This is a genomic window from Streptomyces sp. NPDC045287, from assembly GCF_056432325.1.
Genome location: NZ_JBWKJG010000016.1, coordinates 86,018 through 111,543 on the forward strand (window position 1 = coordinate 86,018; position 25,526 = coordinate 111,543).

General features: G+C 76.5%; 24 protein-coding genes. 9 read left to right on the plus strand and 15 right to left on the minus strand.

The window, feature by feature from the left end; genetic code table 11:
- Positions 1 to 184: 184 nt before the first annotated feature.
- The 3 genes from AC07D6_RS24845 to AC07D6_RS24855 form a co-directional block, all read right to left on the minus strand.
- A complete protein-coding gene (locus AC07D6_RS24845) occupies positions 185 to 1,477 on the minus strand; it encodes a hypothetical protein (protein WP_479047762.1) in 1,293 nt (430 codons plus the stop codon).
- A 56-nt stretch (positions 1,478 to 1,533) separates the two neighbouring features.
- Positions 1,534 to 2,070, minus strand: a complete 537-nt coding sequence (locus AC07D6_RS24850; protein WP_479047764.1) for a SigE family RNA polymerase sigma factor — start codon at positions 2,068 to 2,070, stop codon at positions 1,534 to 1,536.
- A 174-nt stretch (positions 2,071 to 2,244) separates the two neighbouring features.
- Entirely contained in the window at positions 2,245 to 2,634 is a 390-nt protein-coding gene (locus tag AC07D6_RS24855) for a rodlin (protein ID WP_479047766.1), read from the minus strand.
- Between the two features lie 224 nt (positions 2,635 to 2,858).
- On the opposite strand from AC07D6_RS24855, the gene AC07D6_RS24860 reads away from it, so the two are divergent.
- The 3 genes from AC07D6_RS24860 (at position 2,859) to AC07D6_RS24870 (ending at position 5,166) form a co-directional block, all read left to right on the plus strand.
- On the plus strand, positions 2,859 to 3,239 hold the full coding sequence (locus AC07D6_RS24860) for a DUF6479 family protein (RefSeq protein WP_479047768.1): 381 nt from the start codon (positions 2,859 to 2,861) through the stop codon (positions 3,237 to 3,239).
- A 273-nt stretch (positions 3,240 to 3,512) separates the two neighbouring features.
- Complete coding sequence (locus AC07D6_RS24865; RefSeq protein ID WP_479047770.1) at positions 3,513 to 4,853, plus strand: cytochrome P450; 1,341 nt, start codon at positions 3,513 to 3,515, stop codon at positions 4,851 to 4,853.
- A 100-nt stretch (positions 4,854 to 4,953) separates the two neighbouring features.
- Positions 4,954 to 5,166, plus strand: a complete 213-nt coding sequence (locus tag AC07D6_RS24870) for a hypothetical protein (RefSeq protein WP_315879918.1) — start codon at positions 4,954 to 4,956, stop codon at positions 5,164 to 5,166.
- Between the two features lie 158 nt (positions 5,167 to 5,324).
- Here AC07D6_RS24870 and AC07D6_RS24875 read toward each other — a convergent pair whose 3' ends face one another.
- Together AC07D6_RS24875 and AC07D6_RS24880 are read right to left on the minus strand one after the other, a co-directional pair.
- Positions 5,325 to 6,620, minus strand: a complete 1,296-nt coding sequence (locus AC07D6_RS24875; protein ID WP_479047774.1) for an FAD-dependent oxidoreductase — start codon at positions 6,618 to 6,620, stop codon at positions 5,325 to 5,327.
- A 17-nt stretch (positions 6,621 to 6,637) separates the two neighbouring features.
- The gene (locus tag AC07D6_RS24880; RefSeq protein WP_479047776.1) at positions 6,638 to 7,951 is read right to left on the minus strand and encodes a carboxylate--amine ligase; all 1,314 of its coding nucleotides are present in this window, start codon (positions 7,949 to 7,951) and stop codon (positions 6,638 to 6,640) included.
- A 170-nt stretch (positions 7,952 to 8,121) separates the two neighbouring features.
- Between AC07D6_RS24880 and AC07D6_RS24885 the strand changes: the two genes are divergently transcribed.
- On the plus strand, positions 8,122 to 9,423 hold the full coding sequence (locus AC07D6_RS24885; protein ID WP_479047778.1) for a glycoside hydrolase family 26 protein: 1,302 nt from the start codon (positions 8,122 to 8,124) through the stop codon (positions 9,421 to 9,423).
- Here AC07D6_RS24885 and AC07D6_RS24890 read toward each other — a convergent pair.
- The 9 genes from AC07D6_RS24890 to AC07D6_RS24930 all read right to left on the minus strand — a co-directional run bounded on the left by AC07D6_RS24890 (position 9,377) and on the right by AC07D6_RS24930 (position 19,994).
- Positions 9,377 to 10,591: a GNAT family N-acetyltransferase gene (locus AC07D6_RS24890; RefSeq protein ID WP_315879914.1), complete on the minus strand. Its 1,215-nt coding sequence runs from the start codon at positions 10,589 to 10,591 to the stop codon at positions 9,377 to 9,379. The two genes, AC07D6_RS24885 and AC07D6_RS24890, sit on opposite strands and share 47 nt — an antisense overlap.
- The gene (locus AC07D6_RS24895; protein WP_315879913.1) at positions 10,588 to 11,292 is read right to left on the minus strand and encodes a YveK family protein; all 705 of its coding nucleotides are present in this window, start codon (positions 11,290 to 11,292) and stop codon (positions 10,588 to 10,590) included. Before AC07D6_RS24895 ends, AC07D6_RS24890 begins: the two co-directional genes overlap by 4 nt.
- A complete protein-coding gene (locus tag AC07D6_RS24900) occupies positions 11,289 to 12,401 on the minus strand; it encodes a glycosyltransferase (protein ID WP_315879912.1) in 1,113 nt (370 codons plus the stop codon). Before AC07D6_RS24900 ends, AC07D6_RS24895 begins: the two co-directional genes overlap by 4 nt.
- Positions 12,398 to 13,147, minus strand: a complete 750-nt coding sequence (locus AC07D6_RS24905) for a polysaccharide deacetylase family protein (RefSeq protein ID WP_479047783.1) — start codon at positions 13,145 to 13,147, stop codon at positions 12,398 to 12,400. Before AC07D6_RS24905 ends, AC07D6_RS24900 begins: the two co-directional genes overlap by 4 nt.
- The gene (gene murJ / locus AC07D6_RS24910; RefSeq protein ID WP_479047785.1) at positions 13,080 to 14,801 is read right to left on the minus strand and encodes a murein biosynthesis integral membrane protein MurJ; all 1,722 of its coding nucleotides are present in this window, start codon (positions 14,799 to 14,801) and stop codon (positions 13,080 to 13,082) included. Before murJ ends, AC07D6_RS24905 begins: the two co-directional genes overlap by 68 nt.
- Positions 14,798 to 16,249: an O-antigen ligase family protein gene (locus AC07D6_RS24915; protein ID WP_479047788.1), complete on the minus strand. Its 1,452-nt coding sequence runs from the start codon at positions 16,247 to 16,249 to the stop codon at positions 14,798 to 14,800. Before AC07D6_RS24915 ends, murJ begins: the two co-directional genes overlap by 4 nt.
- The gene (locus AC07D6_RS24920; protein WP_479047790.1) at positions 16,249 to 17,736 is read right to left on the minus strand and encodes an exopolysaccharide biosynthesis polyprenyl glycosylphosphotransferase; all 1,488 of its coding nucleotides are present in this window, start codon (positions 17,734 to 17,736) and stop codon (positions 16,249 to 16,251) included. Before AC07D6_RS24920 ends, AC07D6_RS24915 begins: the two co-directional genes overlap by 1 nt.
- Positions 17,733 to 18,893: a glycosyltransferase gene (locus tag AC07D6_RS24925; protein ID WP_315879907.1), complete on the minus strand. Its 1,161-nt coding sequence runs from the start codon at positions 18,891 to 18,893 to the stop codon at positions 17,733 to 17,735. Before AC07D6_RS24925 ends, AC07D6_RS24920 begins: the two co-directional genes overlap by 4 nt.
- An 87-nt stretch (positions 18,894 to 18,980) precedes the next feature.
- Positions 18,981 to 19,994: a DUF3344 domain-containing protein gene (locus tag AC07D6_RS24930; protein ID WP_479047794.1), complete on the minus strand. Its 1,014-nt coding sequence runs from the start codon at positions 19,992 to 19,994 to the stop codon at positions 18,981 to 18,983.
- Between the two features lie 674 nt (positions 19,995 to 20,668).
- Between AC07D6_RS24930 and AC07D6_RS24935 the strand changes: the two genes are divergently transcribed.
- The 4 genes from AC07D6_RS24935 to AC07D6_RS24950 all read left to right on the plus strand — a co-directional run bounded on the left by AC07D6_RS24935 (position 20,669) and on the right by AC07D6_RS24950 (position 23,054).
- Positions 20,669 to 20,944 (plus strand): hypothetical protein, encoded by a 276-nt coding sequence (locus AC07D6_RS24935; protein WP_479047796.1) that lies wholly within the window; start codon positions 20,669 to 20,671, stop codon positions 20,942 to 20,944.
- A 396-nt stretch (positions 20,945 to 21,340) separates the two neighbouring features.
- On the plus strand, positions 21,341 to 21,844 hold the full coding sequence (locus AC07D6_RS24940) for a DUF5949 family protein (protein WP_315879904.1): 504 nt from the start codon (positions 21,341 to 21,343) through the stop codon (positions 21,842 to 21,844).
- A gap of 23 nt (positions 21,845 to 21,867) precedes the next feature.
- A complete protein-coding gene (locus AC07D6_RS24945; protein ID WP_315879903.1) occupies positions 21,868 to 22,548 on the plus strand; it encodes a vitamin K epoxide reductase family protein in 681 nt (226 codons plus the stop codon).
- Between the two features lie 83 nt (positions 22,549 to 22,631).
- Positions 22,632 to 23,054 (plus strand): AAA family ATPase, encoded by a 423-nt coding sequence (locus tag AC07D6_RS24950; protein ID WP_479047799.1) that lies wholly within the window; start codon positions 22,632 to 22,634, stop codon positions 23,052 to 23,054.
- Between the two features lie 290 nt (positions 23,055 to 23,344).
- Here the strand turns inward: AC07D6_RS24950 and AC07D6_RS24955 are convergent, their stop codons facing one another.
- Positions 23,345 to 23,995, minus strand: a complete 651-nt coding sequence (locus AC07D6_RS24955; RefSeq protein WP_479047958.1) for a LysE family translocator — start codon at positions 23,993 to 23,995, stop codon at positions 23,345 to 23,347.
- Between the two features lie 118 nt (positions 23,996 to 24,113).
- Here AC07D6_RS24955 and AC07D6_RS24960 point away from each other — a divergent pair, with 118 nt between their 5' ends.
- Positions 24,114 to 25,454: an aminotransferase-like domain-containing protein gene (locus AC07D6_RS24960; RefSeq protein ID WP_315879901.1), complete on the plus strand. Its 1,341-nt coding sequence runs from the start codon at positions 24,114 to 24,116 to the stop codon at positions 25,452 to 25,454.
- Positions 25,455 to 25,526 lie beyond the last annotated feature (72 nt).

The following is a 25,526-nucleotide window of genomic DNA, read 5'->3' on the forward strand; positions in this document are numbered from 1 at the left end:
ACGACACTGCGGGCCTCGGCGCGGCCCGGCACGACGCGAGACATGCCTCGGCGCGCCCCAATGCGGCCCGTGCGGCCCGGCGCAGCCGACGCGGCCCGGCGCTCCCCGGCATGATGCGGGATGCTCGGCGCGGCCCGGCGCGGCCCGGGACGACACTGCGGGCCTCGGCGCGGCCCGAGGGACGCTACTTCTTCATCAGCTTCAGCCACTTCTCGCTGGTCGCGAGGGCCTTGAGCTGGTCGAGGGAGAGCGCGGGCTCCGCGCGCGTGGCGGGCTCGTGCTGGACGCCGGTGTTGAACGCGGACACGACGACCCGGTAGCCGCCGGGGCGGATCGTGTCGACGGTCCACATGACGACGCCCTCGCCGCCCTTCTCCCCCGGCTGCTGTCGGACGGTGACCTTGGTGCCGTCGGGCAGCGTCTCGTACGCGCCCTCCGGGAACAGCTCGCCCTCGACGTCGCGCATGTCGGGCTGGGCGTTGACCTGGACGAGGCTCTTGCCCTCGCCGTCGTCGACGACGGCGTACGCGTACTCGTCCTGGCCGCCCTTGTCGGAGACGGTGAGCTCCTTGGGCAGCAGGGAGAGCAGCGTGGGCCGCACGGCCGCGCCGTTGAACGCGGCCGCCGCGGAACCGTCACGCCCCGGCGCCTGCCCGGACTTCCCCGGGGAGCCGGACGCGCCATCCTCGGGCTTCCCGTCCTCCTGGTGCCGGACGGCCTCCAGGACGGGCGCCCACGCGGTGTGGGTGACGATCCGCTTCATCTCGGCGGGCGGGAACGGCGGGTCGGTGCGGGAGACGGCGGCGCCCTTCTGCGCGGGCGCGTTCCACGTGTTGAGGTCGACGACCAGGCCGTCCTCGCGGAGGAGGGTGGCCCGCCAGTTCTTCGTGTCCTCGCGGCGGTCCGGGTACTCGTAGCCCTGGTAGACCATCAGCCGGCCGCCGGGCAGGTCCTCCGTGGTGCAGGCGTCGTACGGGGTGAGCGCCTTGTCCGGGCACTCGGAGAGGCTCTCGTCGCCGGGGGACGCCTGGAAGAAGCCGATGCTCACGGCCGCCTTGCCCCGGCCGTCGTCGTAGACGCCGCTCGCCATCGGGCCGAGCGGGTCGGCGGTGCCGCGGGCGTGGGCGTCCTCCAGCCGTCCTTCCGCCGGGAGCACCCGGCGGAAGGCTTCGAGCAGCGCGTCGGCGTCGACGGGCGCCGCGGAGGGGCTCCCCGCGACGGCGGGCGGCGCCGCCGCGACCGAGGCGGGCTCCCCCCCGCCGCCGAGGGTGTCCGTCGCGTACGCACCCCCCACCCCGACCAGGGCGAGCGCCAGCACGCTCCCGGTGACCGCCCCGACCCGGCGGCGCACCACGCGGCGCCGCCCGCGCGCCAGTCCCCCGGTCACCAGGCCCTCCCCGTCGTCCGCCGTGAACCCGTCGCCGGTGCGGCGCAGGGCGACGGCGAACTCGCCCTCGAAACTCTCTTCGGCAGGCATGTCGAATCTCCATCCAGTCCGTGGTCCGTGGTCTACGTGGCTGTGCGTCGAACGGGTCAGCGGGCGGCGTACTCGGCGATGCCGCCGCCGAGTCGCTCCCGGAGCCGCGCCAGCGCGCGCACCGACCGGGTGCGCACGGCGGCGGAGCTGACCTGCATGGCGCGGGCGGTCTCCTCGATGCTGCGGTCCTCCCAGTAGCGCAGCACGATCACCGCGCGGTCCTTGGGGGCCAGCTCGGCGAGGGCGCCGAGCAGCGCGATCCGGAGTGCCGGGTCGTCCCCGGGGGTGCGGGCGTGGGCGCTGTCGGGCAGTTCGCCGAGCGGCCGCTCGTCGGCCGAGCGGCGCCGCCGGTGGCTCAGGAAGGCGCGGACGAGGACGGTCTGGGCGTACCCGGCCGGGTTGTCGATCCGGGCCGCCGCCCGGCCCATCAGGCCGGTGCGCCCCCACAGCGCGTACATCCGGCCCAGCGTCTCCTGCACCAGGTCCTCGGCGAGGTGGGTGTCCCCGCTGGTGAGCAGGCAGGCCGACCGGAAGAGGTGCCCGGACCGTGCGGCGGCGAACTCCAGGAACTCGTCCGTACGGGACCTTCTCATGCCCTCCCCTTCGCACCGCTGTCCTCGTTCACCCCACTGACGCGGTGGCCCCCCGGGAATGTTTCACGTCTCCACAGGAACGTTTCGGCACGCTCCCCGCGCGCACGGCGAGGGGCCCCGCGTCCGCCACGGCGGACACGGGGCCCCTCCCCACCCTCACCGGTGGGAGCTCCGTCAGTTCTCGTTCTCCGCGACGGGAGCACCGTTCTCGGAGAGGACGTCCTCCAGGAGCTCCGCGAAGGGGCTGTCGCCCTTGACCGCGGTGGAGTTCTCCGTGCACTGCTGGTCCTGCGTGTCCTTGAGGAGGTCCTGGACACCGATGTTGAGCAGAAGGTTCTGGACGTCGGCCTGGCCCGGCAGGGCGATGCACGGCTCGTTGAGCGAGTTCTGGATGAGCCCGATCTGCGGGCTCATGTACCCGTCCGAGTCCATGTTGTAGATGTGCTCGGAGATGCCGTAGTTCTTCACGTTCGTGTTGTCGTCACCGACGGCGGAGGCCATCGGAGCCCCCACGCCGAGGGTGAGAGCGGCAACGCCGACCGTAGTCACAGCCTTCTTGATCATTATGCGATCCTTCTCGTCGAGACCCGGTCTTGGGTCGCCCTGTTCAACCCCATTGCGCCATCCGGGTTGCGCTGGATCACCCGAAAGGTGCTGTCGCCGGGAAAGCCGAGTATCCGAATTGACGGCAGTACGACAGTACGAACGGAACACGGTTTCGAACGGCCGCGCCCCGGGCCCGCGCGCCCGGGGTGTCTGGTTCGCCCCCGGCGGGGTACGCGTGCCCCATGGACGCTCTCATCACGTACAGCGCGGAATTCGCCGCGAAGGATCACATCGTCGGGATCGGTCCGCTGGTGGCGGGCATCCTCCTCGTCGGCTTCCTCATCGGCGCGTTCTGGCTGGGCCGGCGGATCTGGTCCAGGGAGCCGGCGCCCCCGACCCCCAAGGAGCAGCCGCACCGGCCGCCGGACGCCGGGCTGCCGGGCGAGGTGGAGGGCCACCGGAGGCCCGCCGAGGTGCCGAAGAGCGAACGGCGGATGATGCCGTACGAGCTGAAGCACGAGAACACCGAGCCGGACACGTCCCCCCTGTCGGACGACGACCGCAAGTGGCGCGGGGCGCCCAGCGGCGGCTTCGGCAGCGGGGGGCCCACGACGGGCAGCTGACCCCGCACCGGCCGCGCGGTTCCCGGGCCGTCCCCTCCGGCCCGGGAACCGCTCCCGGCCCCGCTCCAGTCCCGCCGGCACGCCGGTGGCCGAGTGCCACCGGGTGTCGGCGTGTCCGCGCGCCCGCGTGACCCGCCGAAAGCCGCGCGCCCGGCGCCCGTGACCACGTCGCACGCCCCGTCTTCCGCGCCCCTGCGCCGCCGTCTTTCGCGTACCCGTGCCGCGTCCTCGCGGGGTGCGCATGCCGGCGCCGGGCGGGGGCACTCGGGCGCCATGGTGACGACGGAGACGGGCGCCGTGCGGGTCTCGGCGCGGGACGCGGCACGGATCGCCGCCGTGGTGGTGGCCCCCACGCTCGCCGCCGGGGTGATCGTACGGCGACGCGGCGGCATGGCCCTGGCGGAGCGGTACGCGGCCGACCGGCGGGCGATCGGCCTGCTCGGCGAGTTGCGGCGGCGGTACGGGCCCGGTCCCCTGCGCGCGGACGTGGCCGGACGGCACTTCGCGCTGGTGCTGCGCGCCGACGACGCCGTACGCGTCCTGGAGGGCACCCCCGACCCGTACTCGCCGGCCACCCGCGAGAAGCGGGCCGCCCTGGAGCAGTTCCAGCCGCACGGGGTGCTGATCTCCCGGGGCGCGGAGCGGGCCGGGCGGCGGGCCCTCAACGAGTCCGTCCTGGAGACCGGCAACCAGTTGCACAGCCTCGCGCCCGGGCTGGTGCGCACCGTGCGCGAGGAGACCGGGCAACTGTTGCGGACGGTGGCCTCCGGCCCGGGCGAACTGGCGTGGGACGACTTCGCGGCCGCATGGGACCGCACCGTGCGGCGGGTCGTCCTGGGCGACGGCGCGCGGGACGACACCGCGCTCACCGCCATGCTGGGCCGCCTCCGCGCGGCTGCCAACTGGTCGGTCGCCGCCCCGCGCCGCACCGGCCTGCGGGAGCGCTTCGAGCAGCGGCTGCGCGCCCACGTGGGTCGCGCCGAGGCGGGCAGCCTCGCCGCGGCGCTCGCCGCGACCCCCGCCGCACCGGGCCTCGACCCGGCCGGGCAGGTGCCGCACTGGCTGTTCGCGTTCGACGCGGCGGGCATCGCCGCGTTCCGGGCCCTCGCCCTGCTGGCCACCCACACGGCGCAGGACGCGCAGGTGCGCAACGAGGTGGCCGTCACCGACCTGACCGAGCCGCACCTGATGCCGTACACGCGCGCGTGCGTCCTGGAGTCGGTGCGGCTGTGGCCGACGACGCCCTTCCTGCTGCGCGAGGCGGTGCGGGACACCGACTGGGGCGGCGGCACGCTGCCCGCGGGGACCGAGTTCCTGGTCTACGCACCGCTGTTCCACCGGGACGGGGCGCTGCCCTACGCGGACCGGTTCGCGCCCGAGATATGGCTCGACGGGACCGCGCAGGACACCGCCGGGCTGTTCCCCTTCAGCGCGGGGCCCGGCGCCTGCCCGGGCGAGGACCTGGTGCTGTTCCTGACGTCGTCGCTGCTCGCCGCGCTCGTGGAGCGGCACGCGTACCTGCCGGACCGGCCCGGGCGGCTGCGCCCCGACCGGCCGTTGCCACGCACCCTGGACCACTTCGGGCTGCGGTTCGCGGTCCTCCCGCACCGCTGAACCGGGGCGGCTCCGGCCCGTTCCGGGGGTTCGGATGCGGGCGAGGCGAATGTGACATGATGCGATGGATCCGACACGCGCCGTGAACGGAAGGGTTGTCATGGCCTCAGGCACCGGCAAGTGGGAGCGCGTGCCCCCCGCTCCGCGCCCCGGTCTCCCCGCGTCGGCCGCGGCCCGTCCCGGGGCCGCCGACGCGTCCCCGGTCTTCGCGGCGCTCGCCCGGGAGTGGCGGTCGGAGGGCCGTGTGGTCCCGGGCGCGCGGGACCACGAGTGGGAGCTGCTCATGGGGCGCCCGGCGTGGCCCGGGCGCTGAGCGCCCGCCACCGGAACGCGCCCCGGCCCGGGGCCCGCCCGGCCTCGGCCTCCGGCTGAACCCGATCTCCCGCTGGACCCGGCACGCGGCCGCCCGCGCGTCGGCGGTCGCCCGGGTGCCGGAGGTCGTTCGCGCGTCGGCGGCCGGCGCGCGGGTGGTCAGCCCCGCGCGCGTACGCCGGCGCCGGCCGGGCGGCTCCCGGCCCGGTCCCCCGGCGCCTCCGCCGGCCCCCGCGCCCCCCGGAGCCGCCGCTCGACGCCCCGGACGAGCCGCTCGGCGGTGTAGGCGGCGCCGTACACGAAGCGCATGGCCGGCCCGTACGCCGGGGCGGTGAGGAGTCCCGCCAGGAACAGCCCGGGATGGGACGACTCGAAGTGGCCGCTCACCTGCGGGGCGCCGCTCGTGCCGACGGTGCGCAGGGCGTCCCGCACGTCCTCCGGCAGCACCTCCACCCGGTCCAGGCGGGGCGCGAAGCCGGTCGCGGCGATGACGTGGTCGGTCTCCACCTCCGCCGTCGGTGCGCCGGGCCGGGAGCCGTCGGCGAGGACGAGCCGGACCCGGTCGCCGCGGGGTCCGGCCGGAGCGGCGGCCACGACGGCCTTCCCGAGCCGCACGTCGGTCACGGCCTCGAAGCGGTGCCGCAGCCACCAGGCGCCGGCAGGGCCCAGGGCGGTGCCGAAGAGGTGCTCGCGGGTCGTGTCGGGCAGGTGCCGGAAGAGGCCGGGCACACGCGCGTACAGCACGTTCCGCCACCCGCTGCCCAGGCCGGTGTGCGGGGCGAGGGCGGCCTCCCGCAGGCCCCGGCGCAGCGGCGGCGGGACGGTGTTCCACACGAGGCGGCGGGAGCGGGCCACCACGCGCGCGCGGGCGCCGAGTTCGGTGAGGAGCACGGCGGTCTCCAGGGCGGCCTGGCCGGCCCCGAGGACGGTCACGTCCCGGCCCGCGAAGGCGGCGAGGTCGGCGTGGTCGCTGCTGTGGGTCACCCGGTGCGGCCGCAGCGGGCGCAGCCCGGCCGGTACGTCGGCGAACGGCACGACGCCCAGCGCAAGCGCCACCGTGCGGGCGCCCATCTCCTCGCCGTCCTCGGTCGTCACGGTGAACCCGCCGTCCGGGCGGGGGCGCACGGCGGTGACGGCGCGCGGGTCGACGGCGGGGGCGGCCCGCCGGGCGAACCACTCGCCGTACTCGGCGAAGAACCCGACCGGCAGCGGCACGCCGTGCTCCGCCCGCACCCCACGGGTCGCGGCGTACGCGGCGAGGCGGTACGCGCCGGCCGGGTCCGACAGGTCCGACGCCCAGGGCTCCGACTTCAGGAGCATCCCGGGCGGCATGTCCCGCCAGGAGCGCATCACCCGGCCGTGGACGCGCACGTCGAGGCCGCGCGCGGCCGCGTGGGCGGCCACCGACAGCCCGTACGGGCCGGCGCCCACGATCACCAGGTCGTCGTCGTGCATCGCTCGCACCGCTTTCGTCATCGTCGGGAGGAGGGGTCGGAGGGGGCCGGGCGGGGGGCCGCGGTGCGGGCCGACGGCTGGGCCGGGATCGGGGCGCGGGGGCCCGCCCCGCCGCGCCAGGCCCGGCGCGGCACCGTCCAGGCGTGGCGGGCCAGGTGGGCCGCCCAGGCGCGGGCCATGGCGAACGCGGGCGCCGGGTCGTCCGCCGCGTACCAGGCCGTCTCCAGGCCGCCCGACGGGCCGGGCGCGCGGGTGCGGGGCCGGGGGGAGGCGAGGACCGACAGGGCGGCGTAGTTCTCGACGGCGAACCGGCGCCCGTACGAGCGGACGAGGTCCGGCACCGGGCGCCCGGTCAGGTCCAGGTGCAGGGCGCGGACGACGTCCAGGCCCCAGGGGTCGGAGAACAGCCGGAACTGGGCGCCGGGCCGGGGGTTGAAGTCCAGCAGGTGGTACGCGCCGGTGTCCGGGTCCCGGCGGAAGTCGAGGTCGGCGACGCCCCGGTAGCCGAGCGCGGCCACCAGGCCGCGGGCCAGGCGCTCGACGGCCGGGTTCGGCGCCCACGTCCCCACGGCGGTCAGTCCGGCGCCGTCCGGCCAGGAGCGGACCTTCCGGCCGGTCCCGGCGACGCGGCACCCCCCGGCGCCGTCGCAGTACGCGTGGAAGAACCAGTCGCCGTCCCGGCTGGCGGGCAGGTACCGCTGCAGCAGGAGGGCGCTGCCGGCCTCCGCCCCGCGCGCGTGGAGGTCCCGCACCTGGCGGGCGGAGCGGACGAGGACGGTGCTGCGCAGTCCGGCGCCCGGGGGCAGCAACCACGGGCGGCTCCACTTGGCCACGACGGGCAGTCCGAGGGACGCGGCCATGGCGGCGGCCTCGTCGGCGTCGGCGGGGGCGAGGGTGCGCGGGTGCGGAACGCCGAGGCGGCGGCAGGTCGCGGCGAGCGCCGCCTTGTCGGCGACGAGCGCGGCGAGCCCCGGCGGCTGTTCGGGCACCAGGAACCTGCGGACCGGGCCGCCCGGCTCGCGGCGCAGCCCGTCCAGCGCGACGGCGGTCGCGTCGTCCAGGGGCAGGAGGACGGCGGGCGCGCCGGCGAGCGCGTCGGCGATCCGGGCGAGGGTGCGGCGGACGCCCGCGGGGCCGTCGCCGGCGGGGTGGAGGTGGCACCGCCGTACGTACCGGGAGCGCGCCGCGGGCTCCGCCGGGGAGCCGGTCACGAGGTGGACGGGGACGCCCGCGCGGCCCAGGGAGCGGACGGCGCCGAGCGTGCCGTGGTGGAACGGGTTCCGGTCGAGCCGCACCACTACGGCGGCGACCCGGGTGTCGAAGAGCGGCACGGCACGTCCTCGTCTCGATGCCCCGATCGGGCGATGAAATCCACTGATGGTCTAGGGAAGGGCCGGGTCGGGTTCCCGGCCGGCCCTCACGGAATACGTTCGGTGCAGATGGCCCGGTGACGGAGTGATGAACGGCGTGACACGGCGCGGCGGCCGGCGGAGGAGTGGCGATGACCATCCGGAACGGAAAAAGGACGAAAGCCTGGATCGGGGTGTGCGCGGCCGGCCTGCTGGTCTCGGGTTCCGTCATGACGGCCCAGGCCGCGCGGGCCGACGAATTCCGTTCGGGTCCTGATCCGGTGGCGACCGGCGAGACGGCGCTGGGCGCCTACCTCCACTACGGCCCCGCCGGAATCCAACGCATGGAGGAGCTCCAAACGTGGCTGGGCGGCACCGAGCTGCGGGTCGGCCACACCTACCTGCCGGGCGACCGCTGGTCCAACATCGCCGGGCAGGTGGGCTTCCTGGAGGACTGGGCGCAGTGGCGGCGGGCGCGCGCGGACCGGATGTTCGTCCTCAACGTGCCGATGGTGGAGCTCAACGAGGGCCGGCTGCCGGACTTCCTGGTCAGGCGGACGTTGCGGGCGGGCGCCGAGGGCCTGTTCGACCAGCACTTCCGCGCGCTCGCGGAGCGGCTGGTGGGGCTGGGGGTGCCGGACACGATCATCGTCCTCGGCTGGGAGATGAACGGATCGACGTACGGCCACCGGTGCGGGCCGGACCCGGAGGCGTGGAAGGAGTACTGGAAGCGCATCGTCACCACCATGCGTGAGGTGCCCGGCCAGGAATTCCGGTTCGACTTCGCACCCAATCGGGGCCGGGACGCCATTCCATGGACCGAGTGCTATCCGGGCGACGACGTCGTGGACATCGTGGGAATGGATTCCTACGACCAGCCACCGGGCCGGACATTCGACGAACAGGCGAACGAACCGTACGGGCTGCGCGATCACGTGGAATTCGCCGCCGCCCACGGAAAGCCTATCTCCTATCCCGAGTGGGGCCTGTTCCGAAACGGCGACAATCCCGAGTACATGCGGCGGATGCTCGAATGGATGAAGGTGCACAAACCGCTGTACCACTCGATCAGCGACTACTGCCCGCACGGCGTGTGGCAGTGCCAGGGCAATCCGAGGTCGTCGGAGGTGTTCCGGTCGGCGCTGTCGGGACTGGTCCCGGCAGCGGCGGGGCCGGCGCGCACGGGGACGGCACCGGCGGAGCCGGCACAGACGGGGCCTGCACCGGTGGAGCCTGCACCGGCGGACCGGTCCGCCGATCCGGTCGCGCCCGGGGGGCCGCCCCAGCCGCCCGGGTCCCCGCTCCCCGGGTCCCCGCTCCCCCCGTCCGTCCCTCCCGCCTCCGCGCCTCCCTCCGGCAGGACGGACGGGGCGGAGTGCGCCGAGCCCGTGGACCTGGGCTCCCGGATCAGGAAGTGGCTCGGCGCCGGCCCGTGCGCCCGGCGGGAGCGGTGAGACCCCTTCCGGTCCTGAGCCCGTGCCACAGCCGGCGCGCCCAGGGCCGGTCGCGGAGCCGGTCCGCCGCCCAGCACCGCCCGCCCGCGTGCGCCGCCCGCAGCCACAGCAGGGGCGCCGCGCGGCGGCGCGCCAGCAGCAGCCGCTGGTTGCGGACGGCGGAGGGGCGCCAGTGGTGCTTGTACGGCTCGTCACCGCGCAGCAGGCTCAGCGTGCCGCAGCCCGCCTCCCCGGCGAGCCGGACGCCGTTGCGCAGCAGCAGCGTCGCCACGTCCACCTTGAGGGAGCGCAGCACCGGGTCGACGCCGTACAGGTAGCCGCCGGACAGCCGGGGCGAGAGCAGGGTCAGGTCGGCCGCCACCACGTCGCCGCCGACGAGGAACTCCGTCACGCGCGCGTGCCCGCTCTCCGCCATCGCCCGCACGGCGCGGCCGAGGTGCTCGGCGAACCGCTCCGTGAGGTGCTCCTCCGTCACGTCGCGCCCGGCCCACTGGCGGCGGTGCAGGTCGAGCAGGTGGCGCAGCGCGCGGGGCGCCTCCTCGGCGGGGACGGGCCGCGCCTCGACGCCTTCCCGCTCGATCCGGCGGAGCTTCGCCCGGGCCCGCTGGGCCCGCGCGGACGGCAGCCGGCGGACGAGTTCGTCGACGGGTCGCGGCGGCAGTTCCAGGCACACGGAGTCCGGCAGGCGGGTGCGCGGGCCCGGCCAACAGGCGAGGAGCCGCTCGGCGGCGGCGCCGGGGCGGACCTCCCGCAGGTCGACCACGGTGCCCGCGGCGAGACCGGCGAGCGCCGTCGCCAGCACGGGGACGGCCCCGGGGTGGCCCTCGTCGACGAGCACGTCGCCGTAGTCGGTGAGGGCGCCGCCCAGGAACGCCAGGGTGGGCACGCGCGCGCGGGTGCGCCACAGGGGGGCGGCGGCGACGAGCCGCCCGTCGCCGGCCCGGCGCACGAGGACGACGCGCAACCGGCCGGGGCTGCCGTACGAGAGCCACCAGGAGTGCAGCCAGGCGTGCGTCTGGAACGGGGTGGCCGTGGAGCACCGCCCGTACAGGTCCGCCCACTCGGCGGCGAGGGCGGCGAAGTGCCGGTCGTCCCGGCAGACGGTGGCGGTGAGGTCCCCGGCCGGGCGCGCGCCGGCCGCCGGGGCGCGGGTGCCGACCGCGCTCATACGGCCCCCGTCTGCGACGCGTCGCCGACAGCGGGCCCCGGCACGGCGGCTCCCCGTCCCGTGGCGGCGGGCGCCCGCTCCGCGCCCCCGTCCGCCGCCCCGGCGTCCCGCTGCGGGCGGACCAGCAGGGACAGGCCGCCCAGGAGGCCGCCGCCGGCGCCACCCACCAGGGCCGCCAGCGGGGCCGACGGCGAGACGGGGCGCGTCGGGGTCGTCGCGCGCGAGAACTGGACGACCTTCACCCGGGTGCTCTCCTCCGCGTGCGCGCCCTTCTGCACCAGCGCCCGCGCCACCCCGTCCGCCATGGCGGCGGCCGTCGCGGGGTCCTCGGAGCGGGCCGTGATGGAGATCATCGGCGCGTCGGGCGAGGTCGCGGCCGACACGCTCGCCCGGAGCGTCGCGGGCGACACCCGCGCCCACACGGCGGCGTCCCCGGCGAGGGCGAGGTCCGTGGCGACCCGCCCGTACGCCTGTGCCAGGCCCATCGCCCCGGCCGGATCGGACCGCTCCCCGGGGACGACCACGACGTAGCCGGTGGCCGCGTACTCGGGCGTGCTCAGCAGCCCGTACGCGCCGCCGGCGACGGCGCCGGCCAGTACCGCGGCCGGCACGGTCCAGGCGCGGCCCGGGCGCTTGGCCCGGGCGGCCCGGCGGGCGAGCCCGGCGAGCAGGCGCCGTACGGGAAGGGTTCGCGGGGTCATCGGTCACTCGCTTCTCGGTAGAGGGTCCGGTACAGGGTCGTCAGTTGTCGCGCGCTGCGCGCGATGTCGTAGCGGTGCGCCGCCGGGGGCACCGGGCAGCGTCCGGGGCGCGCCGCGTGGGCGGCGCGGGTCTCGCGCACCGCCGCGGCCACGTCCGCGACGGTGCCGCCGATCCGCCGGGCGGCGGGCGCCTCCTCCGGCGGCAGGTCGTCGAGGGCGGGGCAGGCCACGTACCGGACGGGCAGCCCGGCGGCCAGCGCCTCGACGACGGCGAGCCCGAACGCCTCGTCGGCGGACGGGGACACGAACACGTCCATCGCGGAGAGCAGCGCCGGCAGGTCGCGGGTCACGGCCCCCGCCCACACCACCCGGTCGTCCACGCCGCTCGCGGCCGCCAGCCGCTCCAGCCGCTCCCGCTGCGGGCCCTCGCCGACGAGGAGGAGCCGTACGTCGTGCGGCAGTTCCGCGACGGCGCCGACCAGCGTGTCGAACCGCTTGCCGGGCACCAGCCGGCCGACGCCGCCCACCACGTACGCGTCGGCGGGGAGGCCGAGCCGGCGGCGGGTGGCGCGGCGGGCCGCCTCGTCGTGGGCGAGGCCCGCCGCGTCGATGCCGTTCGGGACGACGTGGACGCGGTGCGGCCGTACGCCCCAGTCGGCCAGGCGGCGGGCGACGGTGTCGGAGACGGCGACGGTGGCGCTGCCCAGCCGTTCCGTCGCCAGGTACAGGGCACGGGCCCCTGTGCCCAGGGGGCGGCCCTCGATCTGGACGGCGCCCAGGGAGTGCTCCGTCGCGACGACGTGCCGCACACCGGCGAGGCGGGCGGCGATCCTGCCGTACACGCAGGCCCGGTACAGGTGGGTGTGGACGATGTCGTAGCGACCGCGCCGGATGAGCCGGGTGAGGCGGGGCAGGGCGGTCAGGTCGCGGTTGCCGCGCATGCCGAGGTGGGTGACGGGGACGCCGTCCGCGCGCAGGGCGGCGGCGACGGGGCCGGGGTCGGTGAGGGTGACGACGGCGCTGTGGACCGGCAGGTGGCGCAGCAGGAGCCGCAGTTGCTGCTCGGCGCCGCCGATGCCGAGGCCGGTGATGACGTGCAGGACCCTCATGACGCGTGGGCCCCGGCGGTCGGCGGGCCGGCGGGGGCGCGGCGGCGCAGCGCGTGCAGGCGCCGCTTGGCGTGCAGCCGCAGGGCCGTGTCGCGCTGCCCGACGTGGACGCGGGGCAGGGCGTGGACCCCGCTCAGGGCGCCCGGGTCGATGGCGCAGGCGTACGCGTAGCCGGCGTCCCGCACGGCGTCCGCCACGCGCGCGTCGACGTGCCCGTACGGGTAGCAGAACCCGGCGGGCGGCTCGCCGGTCAGCGCGTGCAGCAGGTCGCGGCTGCCGCGCAGTTCGTCGTGGAGCGTCGCGTCGTCGGCGGGCGGCAGGGAGACGTGCCGCAGGCCGTGGGAGGCGACCTCCATGCCGGCGTCGGCGCAGCGGCGGAGCCCTTCGGCGGTGAGGAGGGGCTTGCGGGGGCCGAGCGGGTCCCAGGCGTTGTCGCCGCCGAGCCTGCCGGGCAGGGCGAAGACGGTGGCGGTGCAGCCGTGGCGGCGCAGCAGCGGGACGGCGTGGTGGAGGAAGTCGGCGTACCCGTCGTCGAACGTCAGCCCGACCAGTCCGGCGGCGCTCCCGCGCGCGCGGGCGGCGAGGAGGTCGCGCACGGCGACGCCGCGCAGCCCCCGCGCGCGGAGCCAACGCAGTTGGGCGTCGAGCCGGTCGGGGGTGACGGTGACGCGGTACGGGTCATCCCTGTCGGTGTCGACGGAGTGGTACATCGCGATCCAGGGGGGCGGCGGGGTGCGTCGGAGCATGGCGGTGCCTTCGCGGGAGGGGACGGCGGCGCGGGAGGGGGCGGTGGCGCGGGAGGGCGCGGCGCGTCGCCACGCGCGCGAGGTGGGGCACGCAGGGTGCCCGCAGCGCGTGCGCGGCGAGGACGAAGACGACGAGGACGGCGGTGCCCGCGAGGACCGCGCCGAGGAGGGGATCGGCGGTCCACGAGGCGCACAGCCGGCCGGCGACGGTCGCAGCGGCGGCTGCGGCGGCGAGCCGGGCGAGGCCGACGACGACGGCCCGGGCGGACAGCGGGACCTGCTGGCGGCCCGTACCGGCGAGGAGCAGGGCGGCCGTGAGGGTGATGCCGGCGGCGTTGGCGAGGGCGATCCCGGAGGTGCCCCAGCGGCCCGCCCACAGGGCGCCCAGGGCGGCGTTCGCGGCGACGCCGAGGCCCATCGCGGCGGCGGGGAACCACAGCGGGCGGGACGCGGAGAAGTAGCACCGGCCGAGCGCGCTGACCAGGGCGTGGCCGAGCAGCCCCAGCGCGTACACGCGCATGACGGAGGCCGTCGCCGCGGTGTCGGCGGCGTCGAACGCGCCGCGCTGGAAGAGGAGCCCGACGATCTGCGGGGCGGCGGCGACGACGGTCGCCGCGCCGACGAGGACGACGGCCCCGGCGAGCAGCAGGTCCCGTTCGGCGCGGTGCCGCGCGGCCTCCCGGTCGCCCGCGGCGACGGCCCGGGCGATGACGGGGAAGCTGACGGTGCACAGCATCAGCGACAGCACCATCGGGAGCTGGGCGACCTTCTGGGCGTAGTTGAGGTGCGAGATCGCCCCGGCGGGCAGCGGCGCGGCGAGGAACCGCTCGACGAGGACCTGCGACTGGCGGCCCACGGCGAAGACGATGACCGGCGCGACGAGCGCGAGGACCACCCCCGTGGCCGCCGCGGACCCGTCCCGGTCCGGTGCGCCGGTGGCGCGCTTCCGGAGCCGCCGCACCAGGGAGGGCGCCTGGACCAGCGCCATCAGCGCGCCGCCCGCCGCGACCCCGGCGGCCGCCGCGCGGACGCCCCAGGCGGGGCCGAGCAGGACGACCGCCGTGACGATGCCCGTGTTGTACGCGACGTAGATCGCGGCCGGGGCGAGGTACCGCCCGTGCGCGCGCAGCGCGGCGCTGAAGTACCCGGCGAGCGCGAACGACAGGACGCAGGTGGCGGTGAGCCGGGTGCAGTCCACCGCGAGCCGCTGTTCCGGCAGGCCCGGCGCGAGCAGCGGTACGAGGAGGGGCGCGGCGGCGGCGACGAGCGCCGCCGCCGCGGCGGTGCCGAGCGCGGTCCCGGGCAGCGTGGACCGTACGAGGCCCGACACCGGGTCCGGTCCGGTCGCCCCGGCCTCGGCGCGCCGGGCCAGGGCGCGGCTGAACGCGGGGACGAGGACGAGCGCCATGGCGTCCTCGATCAGCAGCGTCGACGCGAACTCGGGCACCGTCCAGGCCACGAGGAACGCGTCGGTGTCGGGGCCCGCGCCGAAGGTGCGGGCGAGGAGCTGGTCGCGGAGGAGGCCCAGGAGGGCGCCCGCGGCGGTGAGCGCCGCCGTGAGCAGCGCCGCGCGCGCGAGGAACCGGTTGGAGGGCGCCCACGCGGGGCCCCCGGACCGCGCCTCCTCCGCCGGCGGGGCGGTGCTCCCGGTCACGGGCGCCCCCCGGGGACCCCGCCGGACGGGGCGGCGGACGGGTCGCCGGACGGATGGTCGGACGGGCCGGACGGGCTGGCGGACAGGTGGCCGGACGGGCCGGACGAGCCGCCGGACAGGCCCCACCAGGCCGCCACGCCCAGCACGACGGCCGTCACGACCGTGGAGGGGCCGCCGATGTCGGCGTACAGGAAGTCCACCAGCTGCCACCCCAGCAGCCCCAGGGCGACCAGCGCGCAGTCCAGGCGGCGGCCCGTGCGGCGGGCGGCCGGGAGGCGGCGGCAGCCGCGCACCAGCAGCACCAGCCAGCCGCCCGCGAGCGTCAGGAGGCCCAGCAGCCCCTGTTCGCCCAGGACCAGCAGGTACATGTTGTGCGGCGACAGCAGCGGCTGCCTCCGGAACGCCGTGCCCGCGCCGCCCGTGTCGCTGCCCGACGACAGGGCGAGCGACGCGTGGCTGTCGCGGTGCGCGGGGAAGCCCTTCAGGCCGACGCCGGTGAGCGGCCGGTCGCGCCACATCCCGGCGGCGGCGGCCCACAGCGCGTACCGGTCGGTGACGGACCGGTCGGGCGCGGCGGCGACCCGCGTGATGCTGGCGGCCCGCTCCTGGACCATCGCGGAGCCGACGCCGAGGCCGCCGACGAGGACGACGGCGAGCGCCCCGGCCGCCAGGGCCGCCCGCAGGGCGCGGCGCACCCCGGTCGCCGCGAGCTGCGCCGCGCAGGCGAGGACGGTGGCGATCCAGGCGCCGCGGCTGAACGACAGCACGAGCGGGACGGTGAGGAGCGCCGCGCAGGCGAGGGCCGCGGCCCGGGCGCGGCTGCGGGCCGGCGCGCCGAGGGCGAGGCCGACGGCGGCGACGATGCCGTACGCGACGACGGTCGCCATGCCCATCACGTCGGCCGGGCCGAACGTGCCGACCGCGCGGACGTCCTCGCCCCGGTACGAGGCGCCCGTCCCGGTGGCGTACTGCACGACGCCGACGCCGCCCTGGACGAGGGCGAGGCCGATGAGCGCCCAGGCGACGGCGACCAGGTCGCGCCGGTCGCGCAGGGTCAGCACGACGGCAGCCGGGACCAGCACGAACACCTGGAGGTGGCGGACGAGGCCGGGCAGGGCGGCGGCCGGGTCGTGGGCGGTGACGGCGGCGACGCAGATCCCCACGACGGGCAGGCCCAGGACGACCGCCGCGACCCGCGTGAGGGGCCGCACGCGCGCGCGGGCGACGCGGACGAGGCACCACAGGACGAGGACGCCGGACGCCGCGTCCGCGACCGTGCCGCCGCCGGACGCGGGGGCGCTGCCGGGCGGCACGGCGAGGAGCGCCACGACGGCGAGGAGCGGCACGAGGCGCGCCCACCGGGCCAGGGCGGCCGGCCGGGCCGACGGCACGCGCACGGCCGCGGGGAGGCGGAACCCGTACGGGGCGGGGGCGGCGGGCGTGGCCATCAGCCACCCGCCGGGCGGATCAGCGTGGCGGCGGTGCGCAGGAGGATGCGCACGTCCTGCCAGAGGGTCCAGTGGTCGATGTAGTGGTTGTCGAAACGGCAGCGGTCCTCGATGGAGGTGTCCCCGCGCAACCCGTGCACCTGCGCGAGGCCGGTCAGCCCGACCGGCATGCGGTGGCGGGCGGCGTACCCGGCGTGGAGGCGGCTGAACCGCTCGACGAAGTACGGGCGTTCGGGGCGGGGGCCGACGAGGCTCATGTCGCCGCGCAGGACGTTCCACAACTGCGGCAGCTCGTCGAGCGAGGAGCGGCGCAGGAACGATCCGACGGGGCTGAGCCGTTCGTCGTGGGCGACGTTCCAGCGGGTGGCGGCCTCGCGCTCGTTCTCGGGGCGCAGGGTGCGGAACTTCAGGAGGGTGAACAGCCGCCCGTTCTCCCCGACGCGCTCCTGCCGGAACAGGACGCCCGGCCCGTCCGCGAGGCGTACGGCGGCGGCGCACAGCAGCAGCACGGGCGCGGCGGCCAGCAGCAGCAGCCCGGCGCCGGCGATGTCGAGGGCCCGCTTGGACAGCCGCCCGGCACGGGCTTCGGGAGGTTCCAGGAGCCGGAACTCGTACCCCCACAGGTGCCGCCCCATGGGCGCGGGGGCGGCCTCTTCGCGCGCGGTGGGGCCGACGATCCAGAGGGCGCAGCCGTTCCGGCGGAGCATGGCGGCGTGGCCGGGGTGTGCCGTGCCGTCCTCGCCGGCGACGAACAGGGCGTCGCGGACGCCGTTCTGGATGACGGCGCGCTGGACGTCCTCCGGGGAGGTGAGCACCGGCAGCGCGGGCCCCGGCGGCGCGGCGTCGGCGGGCTGCGGGATGTCCTGCGCGGCGTGGGTGACGAGCCCGACGGGGCGGACGCCGTACTCGGGGTGCTGGTGCAGCAGCGCGGCGAGGCGGTGCGCGGCGGGCGCGGCCCCGACGACGAGGGCGGCGCGCGGCTGGCCGCGGGCGACGCGGCGGCGCCGGTGGTGGACGGCGCCCCGGAGGACGGCGGCGGAGACCAGGTGCAGGGCGTACGCGGCGGCGAGCGCGCCGGGGCCGAGGGCCAGCTCCGGTGACCGGGCGGCGAGCAGCGCGGCGACCGCGCACCACAGGAACGCGAGCCGCGCGGCGACGGCGGGGAGTTCGTCGAGGAGGGTGGGGTACGCCCCGGCGCGTACGGCGCCGAGCGCGGCGGGCCGGTACAGCCCCCCGCGCGCGTGGAGGGCGACGGCGGCGACGGTGATCTGGAGGAACAGGGCCGCGGACCGCTGGACGGGGGTGAGGGCGACCGCGGCGGGCAGCACGGCGGCGCAGTCCGCCGCGACCAGGGCGGCGGCGAACGGGGCCTCCGGGAAGGCGCGGGGGCGCGGCGGGGCGGTCCGCGCGGTCCCGCCGCGCGGCGGGGCGAGGGCGGCCGGGCGGGCGGTGTGGGGCCCGGACGTGCTGGTGCTTTCCGTGGTCACGGGAGGGTCGGCTCTCCGGGCTCGCGGTGGCGCGGCCCGGCGGCCACCTCTCGGTACACGTCGGCGATGGCGGCGCCCGCGTGGCGCACGTCGAAGCGGGCGAGGACGTGCTGGCGCGCCTGGCGGCCCAGGACCTGCCGGAGGACGGGCCGCCGCAGGAGCCCGACGAGCGCCGCGGCCAGCGCGTCGACGTCACCGGGCGGTACGAGGCAGTGCGCGGCGTGGCCGGGCGGCAGGCTCTCGCGGGCGCCGTCGACGTCGGTGAGGAGGACCGGGCGGCCGGACGCCATGGCCTCCAGCGGGGCGAGCGCCATGCCCTCCCAGCGGGACGGCAGGACGGCGAGGTCGGCGGCCCGGTACCAGGGCAGCGGGTCGGCGACCGACCCGGCGAGGACGACGGACGGGTGGGCGGCGGCGCGCAGTTCGCCGGCGGCGGGGCCGTCGCCGACGAGGACGAGCCGGGCCCGCGGCACGCGCGCGTGGACGGCGTCCCAGGCGCGCAGGAGGAGGTCCTGTCCCTTCTGGCGGCACAGCCGGCCCACGCAGACCACGACGGGCGCGGTGGCGGGCGTCCCGGCGAGGAGCGCGGCGCGCGCGGCGGCCCGTTCGGCGCCGGTCGGGTACGGGCCGAACCGGCCGGTGTCGACGCCGTTGTGGACGACCGTCCAGGAGGCGCGCACACCGGCCCGCTCGCCACGGCGGCGTTCGGCCTCGCTGACGCAGATGACCCGGTCGGTCCACCGGGCGGCCCACCGCTCCCAGCGGCGGGCCAGGACGGCGGTCGGCCCGTCGACGGCCTCGAACGACCAGGCGTGCGGCTGGTACACGGTGGGGAGGCGACCGCGCACGGCGAGGCGGGCTGCGAGCCCGGCCTTGGCGCTGTGCGCGTGGACGAGGCGGGGACGTAGGCGCGCGACGAGGGCGGCGACGGCGCGGCTCTCCGCGACGACGTCCCGGACCGGTTCGCGGCGGGCCGGCCAGGGGTGCACCTCGGCGCCCCCGGCGCGGGCCGCGGCGGCGAGCGGGGTGCCGGGCGGACAGGCCACGGCGACGCGCATGCCCTGCGCCACGTGGGCGCCGACCACTTCGGCGACCACCCGGGCCACCCCGCCGTCCCCGGGCTGGACGACGTGCAGTGCGGTGAGGGGAGGACGCACGCGTGCCCCTTTCTGACGGAGTGGCGGCTGGGTGGTGGCGGGGGCGGCGAGGCGGTGGCGGGCGACGGCGGGACGGCCTGGTGCCGGTCAGTCGCGGGCGCGGGCGTCGGCCTCGACGAACAGCGCGCCGAGCCACAGGTAGTCGCGTGCGGCACCGATGCGCACGGCGGTGTCGCTCGCGCCGCGGCGGAGCGCCGGGGAGAGGTCGATCACGTCGGAGTCGTATCCGAGGGTGTTGCGATGGTCGGGTTCACGCCGGATCCGCGCCTCGCCGAAGTCGGTGATCGTCGAGTTCAGGGCGCCGTCCGGGGCGTTCGCGGAATCGGTGAGCGGCACCGTCCGGCGCGGGTGCGGTTCGAACGCGACGGAATCCCCGGCGATGTCGCGATCGCCGTCGTACGTGATCATTCCGAGCCGTCCGGAGCCGCCCATAGGAACGCGCATCCGCCCGGTTTCCACGCGGAACGACCGGCGCCCCTCGGCGAGCGTCTCGAATCCGTCCCAAAGGGAGAGGTGACGCAGCGGGGCGTCCTTCTTCGCGTACGCCACGACGAGCGTCCAGCCTCCCCAGGCGCCGACGGCGGAGCGCCCCATGGCGACATTGACCTGGGCGACGGTGTACATGCCGGGACCGGAGTTCCTGACGAGTTCCGTGACGTCCGCGGTGGCCTGGAAGGCATCGGCGCCGTTGGCGGTGCGGTGGCCGATGACGGAATCGGCGAGAACGTCCTTGTAGGAGCCACCCGGTTCGGCGACCAGGACCCGCCCGTTGTCCTTCGGCGGTTTCTGCTCACCGACCCGGAGGTTGCCGCCCCAGTACAGCCGGGCGTACGTGACCTGCGCGTTCTTGGGCAGGACGAGCTCGGCGCGACTGGAGTTGAACGTGTTCGGGTCGTCGTCCACGTCCGTGTAGAACATGTCGTACCGATGGTTGGCGGCGTCGCCTTTACCACCGCGTGCGGAAAGGCAGGGGATCTCCGCCACCCAGTCGTTCGCGGCGGATTTCCGGCAGGTGATCGCCGAATTGGCGGCGCGCACCAGACCGCCGTGCTGGAGCTTGTAGTAGCGCTGGACGAACGGAATACGCGGCTGCTCTTTCATCGGGGGCGCGGCCGCAGCGGGCAGTGCGGCCGCCAGGGCGGCACAGAAAAGGACGCAGACAATCCCGCGCCGCACGGCTGGAACCACTGGAATCCGCATAGGGCTCTCCGCCTTGAGGAGTAAGGAAACAGCTCCCACCGGGATGGACCGACGCAACAGAACGCACTTATATCAGACAAAGGAAAGGCGGAGCGTCGAGGACACTCGCGGCACTCGTGCGTCTTCGTCGGCAGATCCGCTTGTCAGCCCGGGTGGCGGCGGCTCCGGTCGCGGCGCGGGCCCGCGCCGCGCCTTCCCCCCTGCGGCGGCATTTCGCCATTCTCTTCACTCGTTCGTGACTCGACCGGCGAGGGGTTCACGCACCCTCGACGCGGCCCGCCCCGCGGACCGCGCCGGACCGCCGGATCCGGCCTCCGGAGACAGCCACGCGACGACCGGGGCCGCTTCCCCGGCTCCACACCGGACCCCGTCTTGTCGTTTTTTCACATCCGTCCGAGGCCCAGACCGTCCCGCGTCATTCGGGTGCAGCACGCGAGAATTCCCGCGGTACGGAGTTTCCGGCGCGCCCGGGGCTCGTTACAGAGGGCAGAAGCGCGCCGCCGAGACCTGCCAAGTGCCGGTCCCCAGGCGTCAGTTGCCCCGCACGATGCCCTTTCCAGGAAGGACTCCCCGTAATGAAGCCCATGAAGGTTGCCGCGGTTCTCGCCGGCTCAGTGATGGCGATGGGCGTGGCGGCGCCGGCCTTCGCCGCCGACACCCTCACCCCCTCCAGCCTGAACGGAGCGGTCGACACGCTGGGCAAGCGGGGTCTGGCCGAGGCGGTCCCCTCCGACGAGGTCGACCAGGTCACCAACCACGAGCTGGTCGGCAAGGTCGCGGACACCGCCGGCGAGCTCGACGCCCAGCGGAAGGCCGCGCCGCTGCTCGGCGGACTGCCGATCGGCGGCTGACGCGCGCGTGCCGGTACGGCGGCCCCGGCCCGGGCGACCCACCCCGTCCGCGCCCCGGGCGGGGTGGTGCGGGAGCGGGAGGGTGAGGAAAGCACCCGTGCCCGTCACGCGTGCCCCGGAGACCCGCCGCACCCCGCGACCCGCCGCGTGGTCACCGCCCGCGGGCCCCGCCGGGCACCGGCGCACCCAGCGCCGGCGCCCCGGAGCCCGCGGGCTTCCCCCTGCCCGATCCGACACGGGCGCGCCCCGGAGCGGGCGCGACGGCACCACCGGTGAACCCTTCCGGAGCGCGAGACCGGATTGCACACGTCAAGGCGAAACGAGCCGAACGAGTAACACCCGAACGGGTGAAAAACCACCGGGTCGCTCCCTTTCGCCCCATTAGCATCCGGCCTCATGACCTCTTCCACCGCCGTGTCCCCGGACAGCCGGCGTTCCCCGCTGGGGACGCTCACCGTCATCCCCTGGTGCAGCGAGCCGACCGCCGACGACCCGGGCGACCCGCTGCTGATGGTGTACTCGCTCGGTGACGGCCGGGACGGCCCGGAGGCCGGCGAGGAGGCGATGCGGGCCCAGTTGGACCAGTTGGGCCTGCCGATCGGCGAGCGGCTCGTGGACCTCGGCCGCGACAGCGGCTTCTCGTCCTCGCTGCTCGTGGAGGCCGAACAGGCCGTGCTCACGCTGCCGTTCCTGCGCGTGCGGTGCCCCGTCCCGCCGGAGTGGCAGCGCGCCGCGCACGCCAAGGGGCAGGTGTACCTGATCATCGCGGTCCGACCGTGGCCGCGGGCCGTGCCGGGCCGGGCGGTCCCGCCGGAGGAGCTGCGCGCCTTCGTGTCCGGTGAGGGGTTCCTGGAGGGCAGCGCGCACTGCCTCCTCCCCGTCCTGCGCGTGCGCACCTGACACCGAGAGGACCGGTGGAGAGCATGACGACGATCCGCGGCGCGCACACGAGACCCGCGCACACACGGCCCGCGCCCGCCCACGCACACCCCGCCGCGCCGCCGCCGACGACGGCACCGGAGGACGGCAGGACGGGGGCGGGCCGCGCCTTCGCCTGGCTGCTGGTGGTGACCGGCGCGGCGGGCGTGCTCGCCTCGTGGGTCATCACGCTCGACAAGTTCAGGCTGCTGGAGGACCCGCACTTCACCCCCGGGTGCAGCCTCAACCCCGTCGTGTCGTGCGGCAGCGTCATGAAGAGCGAGCAGGCGGTGGTGTTCGGGTTCCCCAACCCGATGCTCGGCCTCGTCGCGTACGGCATGGTCGTCGCGGTCGGCGCCGGGCTGCTGGCGGGCGCCCGCCACCGGCGCTGGTTCTGGCTCGGCCTCCACGCGGGGACGCTGTTCGGGGTGGGCTTCTGCACCTGGCTGATGTGGCAGTCCCTGTACGAGATCAACGCCCTGTGCCTGTGGTGCTGCCTCGCCTGGACCGCGACGATCGTGATGTTCTGGCACGTCACCGCGGAGAACGTGCGGCACGGCCGGCTGCCCGCGCCGCACGGGGTCCGGCGCCTCCTCGACGACCTCCCCTGGGTCCCGCCCGTCCTGCACCTCGGGGTCGTCGGCATGCTCGTCCTGACCCGCTGGTGGGACTTCTGGACCGGCTGACACCGGTTCGACCCGGCGCCGGCCGGAAGTCGCCCGGTCCGCCGCCGAACCCGCGCGACCGGCTGCGCCGGACGTACGGGCCGATGCACACCGATCCGCGCGGCACGCGTCTGCGCCCGCCGCGCGGAGTGCTGCTGGTGGGCGTACCGAGGTGCGGCGAGTCGCTGTCGGCGCAGGCCGTCGCCGCACAGTGGCGGCTGCCGCTGAGCCGGCTGGACACGGCGTCGATCCGCGGCACGTACCTGGGCGAGTCGGAGGGCAGGCCCCGCGAGACGCTGCGGACGGCCGATCGGGTCGCGTCGTGCGTGCTGCGGATCGACGGGATCGAAAAGGGCCCGGCCGGCCAGAACGACGGCACGGGCGTGCCGCAGCGCATCATCGGCCACTTCTTTTTCCGGCTCCAGGAGTCCGGTTCGCGGGCGGTCGTCGTGGCGACGGCGAACGACGTGCGGGGGCGCTCAGGCCGTCGTTCGTGCTGGACCAGTTCGCCGACGCGACCCCGCTGAGCCGGACGAACCCCGAGCAGATCGAGGACGTCCGCGCGTGGGGCCGCGAACGCGCCATCCCGGCGGGCCGCACGACGGCGACGGCGGCGCGGGGGACGACGGGGCGCCGTCGCGCCGGACCGTGTTCACGGGCGACTGAGGGGCGGTACGAGCCGCCCCACGGCGGCCGGACGGTACGCACCGCCGCACGTCGACCGGGTGGGACACGTCGCCGCACGTCGACCGGGCGGCGCGGGGCGCCCCACGGCGGCCAGGCGGGGCGGGCCGCCGCACGGGACCGGGCGGGGCCGTCAGTGCGCGGCGGCGCGGGGTGCCGAGGTGTCGGCGGCGAGGCCGACGGCGAGCGCGCCCAGCACGGCTCCCATGGCGTACCGCTGGACCCGCAGCCAGCCGGGGCGGCGGGCGAGGAACACGGCGACGGCTCCGGCGGCCGTGACGATCACCAGGTTCACCCCGACGCTGACGACGACCTGCACGGCACCGAGGACGAGCCCCTGGGCGAGCACGTGCCCGCCCTCGACGTCGACGAACTGCGGGATGAGCGACAGGTACATGATGGCGATCTTGGGGTTGAGCAGGCTCGTCATCAACCCCATGGCGAACAGCCTGCGCGGCGGGTCCGGCGGCACGTCCTGCGGGGTGAAGACGGACACCCCGCCGGGCCGCAGCGCACACCAGGCGAGCCAGCCCAGGTACGCGGCACCGGCCAGCTTCACGGCCAGGTACAGCTGCGGCACCGCGACGAACAGCACGGACAGGCCGAGGTTCGTGGCCACCAGGTAGACGAGGAATCCGACGGCGACCCCGCCGAGCGAGACGGCCCCCGCGCGACGGCCCTGGGTGAGGGACCGCGAGACGAGGTAGATCATGTTCGGCCCGGGGGTGAGCACCATGCCGAGCGCGATCACGAACACGCCCATCAGGGCGCTGCCTTCCACCACGGTGCCTCCCCCGCCCACTTCCGCCGCCGAGGGTTCGAGCATATTGACACTCAACAACTCGGAGCAATAAAAACATTGCTCTCGGTGCAATGTTCGGTGACAGAGGGAGCGGGCCGAGTTGAGCGACTACCGGAGCGTGGCGGACGCGGTGGCGGCGGAGATCGCGGCGGGCCGGCTCCGACCGGGCGACCGGCTGCCGCCCCAGCGGCGGTTCGCCCGCGACCGCGGCATCGCCGCGTCCACGGCCGTCCGCGTGTACCAGGAGCTGGCCCGCCGCGGCCTGACGGTGGGCGAGGTCGGACGGGGCACGTTCGTCCGGGCGACCGAGCACCGGTCCGCCGCACCCGCCCTGAGCGACCCGCCGGACCAGCGGGTCAACCTCGAACTGAACTACCCCGTGGTCCCCGAGCAAGCGGCCCTCCTGGCCGAGGGACTGGACGGCCTGCTCCGCGCCGACGTCCTGGACGCGGCGCTGCGGCCGGTGGGCGCGACCGGCACCCCCCGGTCCCGTACGGCCGCCGCCCACCTCCTGGCCCGCGCCGACTGGCGGCCCCACCCGGACCGGGTGCTGTTCACCGGCAACGGCCGCCAGGCCATCTCGGCCGCCGTCGCCGCGCTGGTCCCGCCGGGCGGGCGGCTGGGCGCGGAGGAACTGACGTACCCGGTGCTGAAGTCCATCGCGGGCCGCCTCGGCGTGACCGTGGTCCCGCTGGCCATGGACGAGGACGGCGTACGGCCGGAGGCCATCGCCGCCGCCCACCGCACCGCACCGCTGCACGCCGTCTACGTGCAGCCGGCACTCCACAACCCGCTCTCCCTCACCATGCCCCCCGGCCGCCGCGCCGACCTCGCCGCGACCCTGCGGCGGCTGGACGTGCCGGCGATCGAGGACACCATCTGGGCTTTCCTGTACGACGACCTGCCGCCGCTCGCCGCCCTGGCGCCCGAGCGGACGGTCGTCGTGGACAGCCTGTCCAAGCGCCTCGCCCCCGGCCTGACCGTGGGCTTCGCCGTCGTACCGGACGCCCTGGCCCCCGCCGTCGAGGCGGCCGTGCGCTCGGGCGGCTGGTCACCGCCGGGCTACGCGCTGGAGGCGGCGACGCGCTGGCAGTCGGCCGGGACGGTGGACGCCCTGGTCCGCGCGAAGCGCCAGGAGGTCGAACACCGCCAGTTCCTCGCCCGCGACGGCCTGTCCGGTTTCACCCTGCGCACGGACCCGCGCTCCTGCTTCTGCTGGTGGGAGCTGCCCCCGGCATGGCGCGCCGACCTGTTCGTGGCGGCGGCGTCCCGCCACGGCATCGCGGTGACCCCGGCGTCGGCCTTCACGGCGGACCCCCACCGCGCCCCCAACGCCGTCCGCCTGGGCCTCGTCTCGCCCTCCCGGGAAACCCTCGCACGGGCCCTGCGGACCCTGGCCGTCCTGGCCCGCTCCGCCCCGGACGCCCAGGTCACAGCGTGACCCCCGCCCCGGCCACCCCCATGGCCGGTCCTCACCGGCCACCCCCGCGACCGGCCCTCATCGACCACCGCC

Coding starts and splice junctions, on each gene's coding strand:
- AC07D6_RS24945 (WP_315879903.1), top strand. CDS start 21,868: ATGACGACGATCCGCGGCGCGCACACGAGACCCGCGCACACACGGCCC.
- AC07D6_RS24875 (WP_479047774.1), bottom strand. CDS start 6,620: ATGCACGACGACGACCTGGTGATCGTGGGCGCCGGCCCGTACGGGCTG.
- AC07D6_RS24890 (WP_315879914.1), bottom strand. CDS start 10,591: ATGAGCGCGGTCGGCACCCGCGCCCCGGCGGCCGGCGCGCGCCCGGCC.
- AC07D6_RS24870 (WP_315879918.1), top strand. CDS start 4,954: ATGGCCTCAGGCACCGGCAAGTGGGAGCGCGTGCCCCCCGCTCCGCGC.
- AC07D6_RS24930 (WP_479047794.1), bottom strand. CDS start 19,994: ATGAAAGAGCAGCCGCGTATTCCGTTCGTCCAGCGCTACTACAAGCTC.
- AC07D6_RS24855 (WP_479047766.1), bottom strand. CDS start 2,634: ATGATCAAGAAGGCTGTGACTACGGTCGGCGTTGCCGCTCTCACCCTC.
- AC07D6_RS24915 (WP_479047788.1), bottom strand. CDS start 16,249: ATGGCCACGCCCGCCGCCCCCGCCCCGTACGGGTTCCGCCTCCCCGCG.
- AC07D6_RS24885 (WP_479047778.1), top strand. CDS start 8,122: ATGACCATCCGGAACGGAAAAAGGACGAAAGCCTGGATCGGGGTGTGC.
- AC07D6_RS24850 (WP_479047764.1), bottom strand. CDS start 2,070: ATGAGAAGGTCCCGTACGGACGAGTTCCTGGAGTTCGCCGCCGCACGG.
- AC07D6_RS24865 (WP_479047770.1), top strand. CDS start 3,513: ATGGTGACGACGGAGACGGGCGCCGTGCGGGTCTCGGCGCGGGACGCG.
- AC07D6_RS24940 (WP_315879904.1), top strand. CDS start 21,341: ATGACCTCTTCCACCGCCGTGTCCCCGGACAGCCGGCGTTCCCCGCTG.
- AC07D6_RS24900 (WP_315879912.1), bottom strand. CDS start 12,401: ATGAGGGTCCTGCACGTCATCACCGGCCTCGGCATCGGCGGCGCCGAG.
- AC07D6_RS24895 (WP_315879913.1), bottom strand. CDS start 11,292: ATGACCCCGCGAACCCTTCCCGTACGGCGCCTGCTCGCCGGGCTCGCC.
- AC07D6_RS24845 (WP_479047762.1), bottom strand. CDS start 1,477: ATGCCTGCCGAAGAGAGTTTCGAGGGCGAGTTCGCCGTCGCCCTGCGC.
- AC07D6_RS24860 (WP_479047768.1), top strand. CDS start 2,859: ATGGACGCTCTCATCACGTACAGCGCGGAATTCGCCGCGAAGGATCAC.
- AC07D6_RS24905 (WP_479047783.1), bottom strand. CDS start 13,147: ATGCTCCGACGCACCCCGCCGCCCCCCTGGATCGCGATGTACCACTCC.
- AC07D6_RS24950 (WP_479047799.1), top strand. CDS start 22,632: ATGCACACCGATCCGCGCGGCACGCGTCTGCGCCCGCCGCGCGGAGTG.
- AC07D6_RS24935 (WP_479047796.1), top strand. CDS start 20,669: ATGAAGCCCATGAAGGTTGCCGCGGTTCTCGCCGGCTCAGTGATGGCG.